Origin of the sequence: Vibrio sp. L3-7 (genome assembly GCF_963898195.1) — a bacterium.
Lineage (GTDB): Bacteria > Pseudomonadota > Gammaproteobacteria > Enterobacterales > Vibrionaceae > Vibrio > Vibrio echinoideorum.
Map to the genome: position 1 here is coordinate 236,285 of NZ_CAWQUW010000066.1, position 14,794 is coordinate 251,078.

At 42.9% G+C, this 14,794-nt stretch carries 12 protein-coding genes; 5 read left to right on the forward strand and 7 right to left on the reverse strand.

Annotated elements, in window-relative coordinates; translation table 11 throughout:
- Positions 1-23: 23 nt before the first annotated feature.
- From AACW75_RS24105 to AACW75_RS24115, 3 genes are all read left to right on the forward strand, one after another.
- Positions 24-932, forward strand: a complete 909-nt coding sequence (locus AACW75_RS24105; RefSeq protein WP_145570065.1) for a DMT family transporter — start codon at positions 24-26, stop codon at positions 930-932.
- Between the two features lie 353 nt (positions 933-1,285).
- Positions 1,286-2,458, forward strand: coding sequence for an amidohydrolase (locus tag AACW75_RS24110; RefSeq protein ID WP_186437181.1), 1,173 nt, complete (start codon positions 1,286-1,288; stop codon positions 2,456-2,458).
- A gap of 57 nt (positions 2,459-2,515) precedes the next feature.
- Positions 2,516-4,048, forward strand: a complete 1,533-nt coding sequence (locus tag AACW75_RS24115; protein WP_135455828.1) for an AbgT family transporter — start codon at positions 2,516-2,518, stop codon at positions 4,046-4,048.
- Positions 4,049-4,058: 10 nt separating this feature from the next.
- Here AACW75_RS24115 and AACW75_RS24120 read toward each other — a convergent pair whose 3' ends face one another.
- From AACW75_RS24120 to ftnA, 4 genes are all read right to left on the reverse strand, one after another.
- Positions 4,059-4,949: a LysR family transcriptional regulator gene (locus tag AACW75_RS24120; RefSeq protein ID WP_145570064.1), complete on the reverse strand. Its 891-nt coding sequence runs from the start codon at positions 4,947-4,949 to the stop codon at positions 4,059-4,061.
- An 895-nt stretch (positions 4,950-5,844) separates the two neighbouring features.
- On the reverse strand, positions 5,845-7,038 hold the full coding sequence (locus AACW75_RS24125; protein WP_017075504.1) for a BaiN/RdsA family NAD(P)/FAD-dependent oxidoreductase: 1,194 nt from the start codon (positions 7,036-7,038) through the stop codon (positions 5,845-5,847).
- A gap of 237 nt (positions 7,039-7,275) precedes the next feature.
- Positions 7,276-7,599, reverse strand: a complete 324-nt coding sequence (gene uspB / locus AACW75_RS24130; protein WP_017075505.1) for a universal stress protein UspB — start codon at positions 7,597-7,599, stop codon at positions 7,276-7,278.
- Between the two features lie 68 nt (positions 7,600-7,667).
- Positions 7,668-8,195 carry a non-heme ferritin gene (gene ftnA / locus AACW75_RS24135; protein ID WP_017075506.1) on the reverse strand — a complete coding sequence of 176 codons (528 nt, stop codon included), beginning with the start codon at positions 8,193-8,195 and terminating at the stop codon, positions 7,668-7,670.
- Positions 8,196-8,384: 189 nt separating this feature from the next.
- Between ftnA and uspA the strand changes: the two genes are divergently transcribed.
- Both uspA and AACW75_RS24145 read left to right on the forward strand, forming a co-directional pair.
- Entirely contained in the window at positions 8,385-8,819 is a 435-nt protein-coding gene (gene uspA, locus AACW75_RS24140) for a universal stress protein UspA (protein WP_029225116.1), read from the forward strand.
- A 52-nt stretch (positions 8,820-8,871) separates the two neighbouring features.
- Positions 8,872-9,750, forward strand: coding sequence for a carboxylate/amino acid/amine transporter (locus tag AACW75_RS24145; RefSeq protein ID WP_102497588.1), 879 nt, complete (start codon positions 8,872-8,874; stop codon positions 9,748-9,750).
- A gap of 165 nt (positions 9,751-9,915) precedes the next feature.
- On the opposite strand, the gene AACW75_RS24150 is transcribed toward AACW75_RS24145, so the two are convergent.
- From AACW75_RS24150 to AACW75_RS24160, 3 genes are all read right to left on the reverse strand, one after another.
- Positions 9,916-10,509: a hypothetical protein gene (locus AACW75_RS24150; RefSeq protein WP_135455835.1), complete on the reverse strand. Its 594-nt coding sequence runs from the start codon at positions 10,507-10,509 to the stop codon at positions 9,916-9,918.
- A 161-nt stretch (positions 10,510-10,670) separates the two neighbouring features.
- Complete coding sequence (locus AACW75_RS24155) at positions 10,671-11,450, reverse strand: class I SAM-dependent methyltransferase (protein WP_145570062.1); 780 nt, start codon at positions 11,448-11,450, stop codon at positions 10,671-10,673.
- Positions 11,451-11,622: 172 nt separating this feature from the next.
- Complete coding sequence (locus AACW75_RS24160; RefSeq protein WP_145570157.1) at positions 11,623-14,745, reverse strand: EAL domain-containing protein; 3,123 nt, start codon at positions 14,743-14,745, stop codon at positions 11,623-11,625.
- Between the last annotated feature and the right edge of the window lie 49 nt (positions 14,746-14,794).

A 14,794-nucleotide genomic window follows, 5' to 3' on the forward strand; every position in this document is an offset into this window, starting at 1 on the left:
CCATCACATTAGAATGAGTTGCTATGAACGAACGTCGTGCCTTGGGCTTTGGCCTTTCCGCAGTATTACTGTGGTCAACAGTTGCTACTGCTTTTAAGCTGACCCTTGCTGAGTTTTCACCGATCCAAATGCTGACCATCGCTAGCATTGTGTCTTCTATCGCATTGATTGCCATCTGTGCCTTTCAAGGCAAGCTTTCTCAGTTGAGTACTACGTTTCTTTCAAACCCTTGGTATTACTTATTGCTTGGTTTAGTCAACCCATTGGCTTACTACCTGATTCTCTTCAAAGCATACGATTTACTGCCCGCTTCTCAGGCTCAAGCCATTAACTACAGTTGGGCAATCACCCTAACCTTAATGGCGGCGGTTTTTCTGGGGCAAAAAATTCGCAAACAAGATTGGGTTGCTTGTACCTTCAGCTATGCGGGCGTGGTGGTCATTGCCACCAAAGGTGATGTACTGGGAATGCAATTCGATAGTCCATTGGGTGTGGCACTGGCTCTGCTTTCAACGCTGCTTTGGGCGGGATACTGGATTCTCAATACCAAAAATAAAGCTGACCCTGTGGTGGGTGTATTGCTTGGTTTCTTAGTGGCACTACCATTCGCGATTGGTTTAACCCTTTACGAAGACGAAAGCTTTAGCCAAATCACAGCGAAAGGTTGGATGGCCGTGACTTACGTTGGTCTATTCGAGATGGGTATTACCTTTGTCTTGTGGCTCTCAGCGCTAAAACTGACCAACAACACAGCGCGTATCAGCAATCTAATTTTTGCCTCACCATTTATCTCATTGATGCTACTTTCGACCATTATTGGCGAGGAAATCCACCCTGCGACACTATTTGGTTTAATGCTGATCATTGCGGGTTTGGTAATTCAACAGATAAAATGGGGAAAGAAGAAAAACAACCTCAACCCTGACAGTTGATAGCTGATAGCTGATAGCCAGCGAAACTAAAATTCTCGCAATACGCGACCTCCAAAATAATCAACGATAGCAACCTTTAAAAACAAAAATGGCGAGTCCTATGACTCGCCATTTTTGTACTAATTATGAAGCATCTACTTCTAAATCCATGTTAGTTACCTCAATATTTTACTGAAGTCGCTTTCGTCATGTTAAGCGAATAGAACCTACCTCTCCAGTAATTAAAAAACACCAAATTAGAACGTTCGATATGGATTGTTATAAGTTTTACTAATAAGACTATTACGCATCCAACTAGGTAATACGACACCTTCATGATTAGATGTTATGAAAATGTTACTTAAGGAAATGTCGTGTCCCTATTACAAGAGCTAGAAAAGTGGCTACCAGAAATGGTAGAAATTAGACGAAATATTCATCAACACCCAGAGCTTGGTTTTGAAGAGTACAACACACAAAGTATGGTAATAGCCAAGCTCAAGGAATATGGCGTTGAACAAATAGACTCTCGTTTTGGAGGAACAGGCGTTGTTGCGGTTATCCAAGGGGAGCTCGGTGACGGAAAAACTTTAGGCTTAAGAGCCGATCTGGACGCATTACCGATCCACGAAGAAAACAACTTTTCTCACCGTTCTTGTCAGGCCGGAAAAATGCACGCATGTGGGCATGATGGACATACCACGATGCTGCTATACGCAGCAAAATACCTCGCAAAAAATCGCCAATTTAATGGTAAAGCCGTACTCATTTTTCAACCCGCTGAAGAAGGTGTCGGTGGCGCACAAAAAATGCTTCAGGATGGCTTACTTGAGTGCTATCCATTAGATGCATGTTACGCTCTTCATAACATGCCAGGCATACCAGAAGGGCATTTTGCATTCAAAGAAGGACCGATAATGGCAAGTTCCGATCGGCTCTTTATTCAGATTAATGGCAAAAGTGGGCATGCGGGCCTACCACAAAATACCCAAGATCCATTATTAGTTGCGACCCATATCTATCAAGGTATACAAGGCTTAGTCAGTCGAACTTATAGCCCCTTTGAACCGCTTGTTGTTTCAGTCACACAGCTACATTGCGGTGAGACAACTAACGCCATCACTGATACCGCTCAAATGAGTGGCACCTTCAGAACTCTCTCCCAAAGTGTGCGAGACCGCTTGGTTACTCAACTTAATACTCTGGTGTCTCACACTGCCATGGCTTTCGACATGACTGCACAATTCTCCTTAGGTCCAATATCTCATCCACCTACCGTAAACAGCTTCCCCGAAGTCGAGATAGCAGTGAAAGCCGCCTCTTCAGTCGTTGGTAATGATCAGGTTAACGCAACATGTGAGGCTCTATTAGCCAGTGAAGACTTTTCTTTTTTTCTAGAACAAGTACCGGGATGCTATGGATTCATCGGCAACGGATTAACCATCAATGGAGAGACGATAGGATTGCACCACAAGAACTACGATTTCAATGATCGAGTGTTGCCGACCGGAGCCGCATACTTCATCTCGCTACTTCAACAAAACTAGCTCATAAAAAATTAGCACAGGGGTCACGATGACCCTAAATAATCACAGGAGTGTGACATGTCAGGTTTACTAGAGCAAAAACAACTCCCTCAGAACGTCAGCATAATTGATCGTATTGAGAAGTTTGGGGACCGAATTCCTCATCCATTCTATATGTTTATTACTTTATGCTTAGCGGTCATATTCTTGTCTTGGATAGTGTCTACTTTTGGAGGGAATATAACTCACCCTTTGAGCGGAGATGAAATCAAAGTAAAGAACCTACTCAGTGGTGAAGGGTTTGTTTACATTCTAAATTCAGCTGTATCAAATTTTATCGCGTTTAAACCTCTGGGTTTGGTACTTTGTATGATGCTCGCAGTAGGGCTTGTTCAAGAAGTAGGGTTAGCCGATTCTGCTATTAAGCAATCGCTTTTAAACGCACCCAAAAACTTCGTAACTGCCTCAATATTTCTAACCGGGATCATCGGTAACTTAGCATCTGATGCGGCGTTTATCTTAGTGCCTCCTTTAGCTGGCATCATTTTCTCTGCAACTAATCGAAACCCTGTAGTAGGAATTGCTGCAGGCTTTGTGGCTGTGGCCGCAGGCTTTACTGCCAACGTATTTATCGCAGGAACGGATGTTTTACTCTCAGGTATTTCAACAGAAGCTGCCCGCATTGTTGAACCAGTAGAGGTTAGCCCCGCTGCTAACTGGTACTTCATGATCCTTTCAGTACCTCTCTTGGTCATACTTGGAACACTCATTACCGACAAATACATAGAACCGCGATTTGATAAACAAACAAAACGTTCTGCCGAAGAATCTCCACTTAGCGCTAAAAATACAGAAACGTATTTTGTCACCGACATTCAGAAAAAAGCTTTAAAATGGTCTGGGTACGCATCAATTATTTTTATTCTTGGAATGATAGCATTGCTTCTTCCAAGTGACTCACCATTGAAAAACGCCGATGGCGGCTTAGTTCCGTCCCCCTTCCTTACTGGAATAATCCCAATAATTATGGCGTTTTTCATTATGAATGCCGTGGTTTACGGTGTAAAAGCAGGAGAGATAAAGAAAGCGAGTGATGTGCCCGATCTGATGGCGAAGTCATTGCATGGTATTGGTGGTTACATCGTCTTAGTTTTTGTTATTGCCCAATTTATTGCTTGGTTTAATTGGTCTAATTTAGCTATATTTTTCGCTGTAAATGGCGCTGAAATGCTTGCTCAAGTTGAAGTACCAAAACTATTAATGTTAGCCATGTTTATGGTGCTTGCAGGGTTCATGAATCTGATTGTTTTCAGTGGTTCGGCTCAATGGGCAATCATGGCTCCAGTATTTATTCCACTATTCATGCTGCTGGATATATCACCTGAATATACTCAGATGGCTTACAGAATCGCAGACTCAACAACCAATATTATATCTCCGACAAATCCTTACGTGCCGATGGTATTAGCACTGATAGCCAAATATAACCCCAACGTAAAATTCGGTACATTCCTAGCAATGATGGTCCCGTATGCATTCTTTCTATTTACAATCTGGGGAGCTGTATTCTTGACCTACACCATGTTAGGCCTACCTGTTGGACCTATGTAGATTTCGTAAACTACAGTTTGAGACTAACTTGCTTTCTGAGCATTAAATTAAACTCATCGATGATCTGTCGGTGAGTTTCTTTTCTCGTAATTAACCCAATTGAGCGATATTGAATTGGTTTTACTATTGGGATAAATCTTAAGTTCTCATGAGCATGTAATGAGGCGATGGTTGAAGATAAAATGGCAGAACCTAAACCACTATCGATCATACCAAGCAATGTTGAAGTGTGTGACGCACTAATTTCAGGATCATAGGTAAGACCTGCTCGCATAAATGCTTGATCAGCAAGTGTCCTTAAACTGTTCCCTGGACTGATACCAATAGATGCGTACTGATGAGCCTGCTTCCAGTTAACTTCACTCTCCGCACTCAAGTGATGGGCCGTATTACAGGTAAAGCACAAGTGATCACGGAATAGTAATTCAAAATTCAGTTCTGAGTTATTAGGGGGAGTACCAATACCTATATCAGCACGTCCTTCTAGTACTGAGTTATGAATGTCATTAACCCGCTCCTCTATCAACCGAAATGAAAAAGATGGATGTTTTTTTTTCAGCTCACTGATGGTCTTCGGGACCAGAGAAGAACACATTGAGTACAAAGACGAAATAACTAGCGTTCGATGGTAGCCTTGTTGACGAGCTTTATTATCCAACTCCCACTTATCTAAACGGTTAACAATGAACAAAGCTTCTTGATAGAACGTACGACCAGTTTCAGTTAGTAATATTTTTCGGCCTCTTTTCTCAATAAGTTCTGAGGCAGTTTGTACCGCAAGCTTTTGCATCATTTGGCTCAATGCAGATTGCGTAATGTGTATCTGTTCAGCCGCAACAGTAAAGCTTTTAGCCTCAGCAAGAGTAATAAACGCTTTAAGTTGTCGATAACTCACATCCATAAGACTGACACCACCTTAAGTATTTTCTTTGTACAACGTTATCGATTACGAAATATCAATCAGAAGGCTCACAATATAAAATTCATACAAAGCGATAGAGTCAGTTCAACGTCATGGGATGCGACAATGTGTGTGGCCTCTCATAAAAATTGCAAAACAAAACACCGTATCAACACTTCGATGCAACTAGGATATTTTGCCATTACGCAGTCTGACTGAAATGAGGGATGTCATAAGGTCAGGTTATCAATACACCCTGTAGACATTGTTTTAGAAGAATCGTCTCAAACCGGAATCGTCAAAACCGCTCTGTTCCAACCTAGAGTAATAAGTGATTAAGGATTTGGACTTTACTGATACTGATGATTGAACCATGCGATCAGTGCCTCAGGAGGAGTGAGACACATTAATAATTAAGAGTTAGATTTGAAGCTATTGCGAATTTAGATTCCACAGTTAAATTAACCTTGGATAACATATCTTTCCCAAACTAGGCTCTGACAACTCAAAGCCTGATAAAGACGGTTACAAATTGCATTTTTGCTTGAGACTTAAAATTTAGTCACAAAAGAAACTAAATGTCAGAATGAAAAATAATTACTTTCGAAGTATGGATAGTGACAATCACAGCTAAGAGACAAATTTTCTTATCTCCACACAGCTCTTTGTGCAGGAACAATAAACTCTGCCCGTTTAAAACTTGCGAAAGACAATATAGTTAGCCCATAAGAAGGTGGTTTTATGGGATCTATGCACAGCAATGACTTCATCAAACCGTTAAATTACGTTCGTTAAAACAATGGGTTATGCACTACGGGCAAACTTTATTGTCTGAATTTGCTCTTACGGGCAAACTTTCACGGCTACGGGCAATCTTTATTGTCGCTACACACTCTTAAACCCACTGGCCTGCTGCAAAGCCTGAGCTCCAACACCATTGGAAGTTATAGCCGCCTAACCAACCGGTTACATCCATTACTTCACCGATGAAGTAAAGGCCAGAGACCGTCTTACACTCCATCGTTTTCGAAGATAGGTGATTGGTGTCTACACCGCCTAGAGTCACTTCGGCCGTTCGATAACCTTCGGTGCCGTTTGGCGCGATTTTCCAGTTCTCTAGATGTTCTACAATGTCATTCAACTGCTTTTCGTTGAACTGCTTGAGCGGTTTGTCTTCAAGCTCTTTGCGGTCTATCAACACCTCAACGAAACGCTTTGGTAATGCTTTCGCTAATGTATTTTTCAAGCTCTGATTTGGGTGTTTCTCGCGAGAGTTTTCAAGTAGCTCAGCAACGTCCACTTCAGGAACTAAATTGATAGAAACAGATTGACCTGCTTTCCAGAATGAAGAGATTTGCAGTACCGAAGGGCCAGACAGGCCGCGGTGAGTAAACAGTAGCGCTTCTTTGAATAAAGTGCCGTCTTGCGCAGTGATCTCGGCAGGAATCGCGATTCCGGAAAGCTCAGCAAAGGCTTCTTTGTCTTCTTTATGCAGAGTAAACGGCACCAAACCAGCGGTTGTTGGAACAACCGACAAACCAAACTGCTCAGCTACTTTATAGCCAAATGGGGTCGCACCCAGTTTTGGCATTGAAAGGCCACCGGTTGCGATAACCAATGAATCACACTCAACTTCATCGGTATTGAGGTGCATCTTGAAACCAGCGTCTGTTTTCTCAATCGAATGAACATCACAACGGTAACGTTCTTCAACCTTTGCTTGCTTACATTCTGCTAGCAGCATGGTGACGATATCTTTTGAGTTATGATCATTCACACAGAACAGTTGTCCGTGATCGCGTTCTTCAAATTCAATACCGTGCTTACTTACCATCGAGATAAAATCCCAATTGGTGTATTGAGAAAGTGCCGATTTCACAAAGTGGCTGTTATTACACAGGAAGTGATTAGCACTGACATCATAATTAGTAAAGTTACAGCGACCGCCACCAGCAATAAGGATTTTTCTTCCCGGTTTTTTTGCATGATCTACGACGAGTACTCGTCGGCCGCGTTTGCCTGCTTCTGCTGCACACATCAAGCCAGCTGCACCTGCGCCAATTACGATTACGTCAAATTTTTCACTCATTGTGGTTCTGCTTTCTTCACTTTTGCATCACGAAGCACACCTTGTGCTCATAACGCCACCAATAAAAAAGGATGTGCATAACAGCACATCCTTACTAATTGCTCGCTATTCTAACGGCAATTTTCAACTTTGCAATTGATGTTCATTCGTGCAAATTTCTGTCAGCATCCACAACATAAAGCGGGCGACTGATTCAGCGAATCGAGTTCGAATTAATCACTCAAATCATCTTAAAATTTAAACGATGAATGAAGACAGTAGCGTTACACCAAGTAGAGAGACAGACAATATAAACAACTGTCTCACTCGATCACATTTTGTCGTAAACACGGCATCATGATGATGGTGATACTCTTTACTTTTTATGTAACTAAACAAGCGAACTTGTTTGGTCATATTGCCATGGGTTGTGAAAAAACCACCGCCATCCACTTGTTGATAAAGCAGAGGGTGAGCTTCTCGCATGATATAAATAAGTGTTCTCAGCGCAGTAAGATATCGCGCCCAGTTCAAACATGTCACAACCATTAGTGCAAATAGAATAGTGTCGCCGCTGATCATCCTTTCCTCCCTACATCTTCAAGGGAATACTCAAGAGAAAAAGATAATCAGTGTCTTTTTCTTACAGCCTAAACTGCAGGAGCTTCCATAATTGAAGATGAACCATCTTTTGCCAATTGCGCTAGGTCTTTATCAATAAAGAACAGTGCCTTACCGTCTTCACCAACGAGCTCTAGCTTATCCAATACACCTTTAAACAACTTCTCTTCTTCGTGTTGCTCTGCAACGTACCATTGCAGGAAGTTGAAGGTTGAGTAGTCTTGTGATGTGAAAGCAACGTGAGCCAGTTTGTTGATCTTTTCAGTGATCATTTGCTCATGTTCATAGGTTTCACGAAACACTGCGCCAAGGCTTTCAAATTCATGTTTTGGCGCTTCAATCGCACCAAGAATTGGCATTGCACCTGTTTCACTAACGTAAGTGAAAAGACGCTGCATATGTTCCATTTCTTCTACTGCATGAACACGCAGAAACTCTGCTGCACCTTCAAATCCTTTGTCTTCACACCAAGCACTCATTTGTAAGTATAGGTTGGATGAGAAAAATTCTAGATTAATTTGATCGTTCAGTTGCTCAACCATAGTTTTTGACAGCATTTAAGACTCCTAATTACACCCTCAATTTTCTTTACTATATCACTATTTAATGAATATCTCGCTGACCATTAGTTAACCGATATTTCGGACTATCACTACGCAAGACGGTGGATATGAGATCACTTCAGCAAAAAAAGGCATCACATAGTGCTAATCTTTAATCAGACAATGAATAAAAGAGGTAGCAATATGAGTTACAAACATATTTTGGTCGCAGTCGATTTATCAGATGACAGCAAATTACTTGTGGATAAAGCGGTAGCATTGGCTAAGCCATTGGAAGCCAAAGTCTCTTTTATCCATATCGATATTAACTACGCAGAGCTTTATACCGGCCTGATTGATATCAACATGGCCGAAACCCAACACAATGCGATGGAAGCCTCTCGTATTCAGCTGCAAAATTTTGCTGACTACGCTCAATACCCAATAACTCACACTTTGGTGGGCAGTGGCGACTTGAGCCATGAGCTATGTGACACCATCAATGAGTTCAATGTCGATTTGGTGGTTTGTGGTCACCATCAAGATTTTTGGAGCAAGCTGCTTTCTTCAACACGACAACTGATCAACTCTTCACCCGTTGATATGCTGGTCGTGCCTCTAAGAGATTCAGAAGACTAATGATTTAAGGTTAGGTAACATACAGCTCATATCTTATTAACGAAGTTTTACTATGAGCTATTTAGCTGGTGTTACCCTCCTATGGGCGTTCTCCTTTAGCCTGATCGGCGTTTACCTTGCTGGTCAGGTTGATTCTTGGTTCTCTGTTCTGATGCGTGTTGCCCTTGCTGGTATCGTGTTTCTTCCCTTCCTTAAGTTTCGCGGTGTCTCGCGTAAGCTGATCGGAAAATTGATGGCCATTGGTGGTATTCAGCTTGGGCTGATGTACTGCTTCTACTATCAATCTTTTTTGCTACTCTCCGTACCTGAAGTCCTTCTGTTTACTGTATTTACCCCAATTTATGTCACTCTTATTTATGACTTTCTCAAAGGGCAATTCTCACCTTGGTATCTAGTGACAGCCGCTATTGCAGTATTAGGCGCGGTGTTCATTAAGTTTGCCGGTATCAACGACAACTTTTTAGTCGGCTTCCTTGTCGTTCAAGGCGCGAACCTGTGCTTTGCTATCGGTCAGGTGGGTTATAAGGTGGTAATGGAGAAGGAGTCCGCTGAACTACCTCAGCGCACTGTATTTGGCTATTTCTACTTAGGCGCGTTATGTGTGGCTTCGGTTGCTTTCCTGCTACTGGGCAACCCTGAGAAACTGCCAACAACCACACTTCAATGGGGAATCCTGATCTACCTTGGCTTAATTGCCTCGGGGCTGGGTTACTTTATGTGGAATAAAGGCGCATGCATGGTTAATACTGGTGCACTGGCCGTGATGAACAATGCATTGGTTCCAGCTGGCCTTGTGGTGAATATCCTGATTTGGAACAGAGATGTCGATTTGGTTCGCCTTGCCATTGGTGGAGGCGTTATCTTACTGTCTCTGCTTGTGAATGAGACTTGGGTAAAGAAGCGTGTTGCGAGAGATGCTAGTAATGCCTAGCGCGTTAAGCTAACAATCTTTAGTTAACTAACAAGCTGTATTTAGCTAACAAGATTTGTTTGACTCGCAAGATGTTTATTTAAACTAAGACCAAAAAAGCAAAAGAGCGACTGTAGGTCGCTCTTTTTAAATCATCTGTTTAGCAATAAGCTCTTCGAATTAACTTCAGTGGATGTGATTGTGGCTCACTACCTGAGTCTTGCTTTCAGTGAAGGCAACGTCATCAAGTTGTAGGTTGATGCGTTCAAGGTCACTTTCCAGTTTTTGGCTTTTCTTAAACAGCTTTTGCTGCTTCTTAATCATCTTCGCGAGCTTTTTGTTGTACTTCTCTTGTTTCTTCGCCGCTTTCTTCGCTTGTTTAAGCTCCGATTTATCATCACCACTCGCCTTGGCCATCAGCTTTTTCAGCTTGGCTTTTTTCTGTGATGCTTTATCCGTAATAGATGCTTTATCTTCAATCTCAACAACGGCTGGATCGAACATTTTCACAGTAGGTTCAAGGGTCTCGTTGATTTCCGCAAGCGATAACTCTGGCGCTGGCAATGTTTCAGCCAACAGTCCACACGCGACTTTTTCTTCGTCAGGCTTATTCTGGCAACCAAGAGGGGGAATTGCGGTTGGTTTGCATAGGTTTGCTTCGTCCGCCGATGAACGTGCACAAGAACGACACACAAACTTAGGTTGGGTAACCAAGCTGTGGATCTCTCCTAGGTGTTCGGTAATATCTCGACGGTTTAACTTACAAAAGCGTTTAGCCATGCTACAACTCCAGCTAAGAATAATAATGATTCTTAGTTAGATATACATCCGTAACGCGGCTATCGCAAGTGTTAAATAGTAATTTATCGTATTTATGACGGGAAACTTTCTTAACGTGTTGCTAAGTTATTGATGCTTTCACTAAGTCATTGATGCTTTCACTAAGTCATTGATGCTTTCACATACACATCAAAACGGTTCTTTTTGGTTTCTATCGCCATGCTCGGTTTTTGCTCACCTAACCAAGCTGCGTAATCCGGTCTTTTCACCACGACTCGTTTTGATGCGAGCTTAAGGGCGGGTTGCAATAGAGCATCTGCATCCATATCGGCACCCACCAATGATTGGAATACACGCATCTCTTTCTTAACCAACGCCGATTTCTTCTTATTCTCAGGATGTGGGTACATTGGGTCTAGGTACACCACATCAGGCTGTTCGAAATTTGGATCGTTGCTGAGTTTATCTAGCGCATCGTGACTTGAAGCGTGAATCAACTTCATACGTTCAGTTACCCAACCACCAATGTCAGGGTCTTGTTGAGCTCGCTGCAAGCCATCATCAAGCAGTGCTGCCACAACAGGGTGACGCTCGACCATCTGTACTTTACAGCCCAACGAAGCCAGTACAAACGCATCACGTCCTAAACCAGCGGTGCCATCGAGGATAGTTGGTGTTGCGCCTTTGTTTAGACCTGCTGCCTTAGCAATTGCCTGACCTTTACCACCACCGAACTTACGTCTGTGACCAACTGCCCCTCCGACTAAATCAACAAAGATAGCGCCAAGCTTCGGTTCATCGACTTTACGTAGCTCAAGTCGCTCGCTAGTCAATACCAAAGCGAAATCGCTGTTTTCATCATGAGATAAATTCCAGCGGGTCGCTAAGTCATTTAGATGATCGATTTGGGTAGCATCTTCGCAAATCAGTTGTAGTTGCAAGGTCGTCTCCAACAGACAGTAGTATTCAAAACAAAAGAGGCAACCAGTTTACCTGATTGCCTCAACAATACATATTAGCGGTGCAAACTATTAGTAGATCTGAAAGCTATTAGCACTGCAAACGATTAGCACTGCTAGTGCTAAAGAATACTCATCGTGCAGCTTGGTTCAATTAATCCAAGTACTCTAATGTTCGCTCTTTTTGTAACTCTTCAACAAGTTCAGCAAGTGGTTTAGGTCGGCCTATGATGTAACCCTGTGCGTAGTTCACACCAAGTTCGATCAGCTTGTCGATTATCTGGGTATTTTCAACAAACTCAGCCACTGTGTGTTTGCCCATCTGCTTAGCTAAATCATTGATCGAGCGAACCATCACATGGTCCATCTCGTTGACAGCAATATCACGCACAAACAAGCCATCGATCTTCACGATGTCGACCGGCAGTTTCTTTAAGTAACCAAACGAAGATAATCCAGAGCCAAAGTCATCCAGTGCAATCATACAGCCAAGCTCTTTGATTCGAGTAAAGAACTTGATCGCCTGCTTCATGTTACTCATCGCAGCCGTTTCGGTGATCTCTAAACAGATTTTATGGCACGGTATCGACGAGTCTCTCAAGCTCTCAATCAAGAATTCGACAAATTCTCGATTACCCATCGAATGACCAGACAAATTGATAGAGCACATTCCAAGTTCATCTATCACCTTTGGTCGATGTTCCAACCAAGCGAGCGTTTGGCTCACGACTCGGCGGTCAATCAAGTGCGCTATGTTATAGCGCTCTGAGGCTGGCATGAAAATCCCCGGAGAAATATATTCACCCTTGATGTTTTTGATCCGCACCAAGATTTCGAAGTGCATTTTCTCGCTGTCTTTATCTAAACCAAGGATACGTTGTGCAAACAGTTCTAAGCGATCATTAGCCAAGGCTTCATGTACAAGGCTAACGCACTCCATTTCCAAATGACGGCGACGGAGATCTTCGTCATCTAGATGATAAAGGTTATAGCGATTACGCCCTTCCTCTTTAGCAGCATGACAAGCAGCATCGGCCTGAGCGTGTACCATCTGTGGTGAGGCCGCAGTATGGTCAATCAATCGGATACCAATAGAGCTGGTAAGATTAAGGCGAATATCACCCCACAAGAATGGGTTCTCGCTCATCGTCGAAATAATACTGCGACACACATTCACCGCATCTCGCTCAGTGCAATCTTTCATTAATACTGCAAACTCATCGCCCCCCATACGCGCTAACACGGCATTGTATGGCAATACCTCTTCCAGCAGCTTGGCACTAAACATGATTGCAGCATCTCCCGCTTCATGCCCCGCAGTATCGTTCAACACCTTCAGTTGGTCTAAATCTAAGAACAACATCGCATGAGTTCGCATGTGGCTTTCAACTTCTTTCAGCGCCTTTTGCAGCTCTTGTTCAAAGTGGTTGCGGTTGAAGGTATCAGTCAATAAATCGTAACGCGCTTGATACTCTAACTTTTCAGAAAGCTCGTGGGTTTCGGTGATGTCCTCACCAACAATCAACAGTTGATCCGATTCCACCAGCGGACGGATATTTTCACGAATCCAGATGGTGCTGCCATCGGCATGACGATATTCGATATCACGACGCCACACGCCTCGAATTTTATGCTGTGGTTGCAGTAAGATATGACGTGGGATCATCGCGTTTTCATCGACATAAAACTCTCGTGGTCGATGTCCCAATAGCTGATCAAGTGGGTACCCCAGTAGTTCTTCAGCGAACTGGTTCACTTGTTGAATACGGTTATTGCCATCGAGCGTTATCATCATTACTGGTTGTTTGTCGTAATACAGCTTTAGATTGGCTTCACGTTGGAACAGTTTGTTTTCCGCGAGTTTACGTGAGGTGACATCACGCGCTTCAAACAAGAATTGATTATCATCCCCTTCACTGCCCGGCATTGGCTTTAATGAAACATCCAACACCATTGCCCCGCGATCACGACACCACACTTCCGCTTCAAATCGTAAAACCTGATGTTCCTCTCGAGAGATGAAATACTCCTTCAACACCTGCCTAGCCGAGTCTTCCCAGTGTTGGTGATGTTGAAGAGGTGTTCCCAATTTATAGCCTTGGTTATACAAAAGTTCATGCAACTTGCTGTTGCTCGACAGTAACACTCCGCCCTTATCGATAATTCCCATAAATTGCAGACTTTGATCGAATATCGACTCAAGAAGTAGTTGGCTCTGACGGCTTGTACGTTCACTTTTTTGAAGGCGATTAAGGTAGTACATCAAGGTGACGATCACACATAACATGCTTAAGAAAAGTAGGCCGATCGTACGAATTTCATCGTGATAACGAACCCAAAATGGCTTGGGTTTGTTTAAGAAAGTCACCGATGCTTCATTCTCTGCGCCTAGGTTCCAGCGAGAGATTTGTTGATAGTCGAGTTTAATTTCAGCAGCGCCGGGAACCACGGCGCGCAATGGAGCTGATGGGTTATCAAGTACTTCTAAAAGTATGCTTCCAGCCTCTCGACCTTGAATCTTTCCTCCTTGAATCACACCGCCAATAGCGCCATGCCCCAAGCCTAAATCGTTAACCATATAGATAGGTATTTGGCTTTTTTTATTTAATTCACGCCAATCTTCATTGCTAGTCACACGACCGTTGATGTCTCTAAAATAAACCCAGAATAACAAGCCATTACCCGGCTTTGCCTTTTGAGTAAATGCTATCAATTCTTGGTAAGTGTCTGGCGTGTAATGCTTCACAACACCTGACATCTCAGGGTTGTTTTCAAGAAAGATATCAATCTGGTTACGAACAGCCTCGCCAGTGACCGAGTGATCGGTTACCACATGAATTCTTTTTACCGACGTTTGAAGGCGCTTAATCAGTTCGATGTTGCTCGCCATATCGGTGTCTTCGGTTACGCCTGTCGCATTCAATCCTTCAATAATGTTTGGTGAAAAGTTGTTAATTCCCCCAAAAATCACTGGCGTACCCTTTAATTGCGGAGCCAATCGCTTCATTAGATTTAAAGCGTTGTTGTCACTCACGACAACGGCTGCAAAGTCTTCGTGCATCAATTTAGTTCTATAGAGTTGATACACGCGCTCCAAATATTCAGCATTTTGTGTGCGTTTACTATCGAGATATACGACTCGATAAGACAAGCGGGTTCGATCCAGCTCTTCTGCCAACCCTTTTTGGAAACTGTCTGTCCAAAAAAATCCTTGATGGTAAGAGTGAATAACCAACACATCTTTTGTTTGTGCTGAAGCGAAAAAACTCCAACACATCAAAATTAATAACAACGAAAATCGCACTGAATTCACCCTAACACTATAG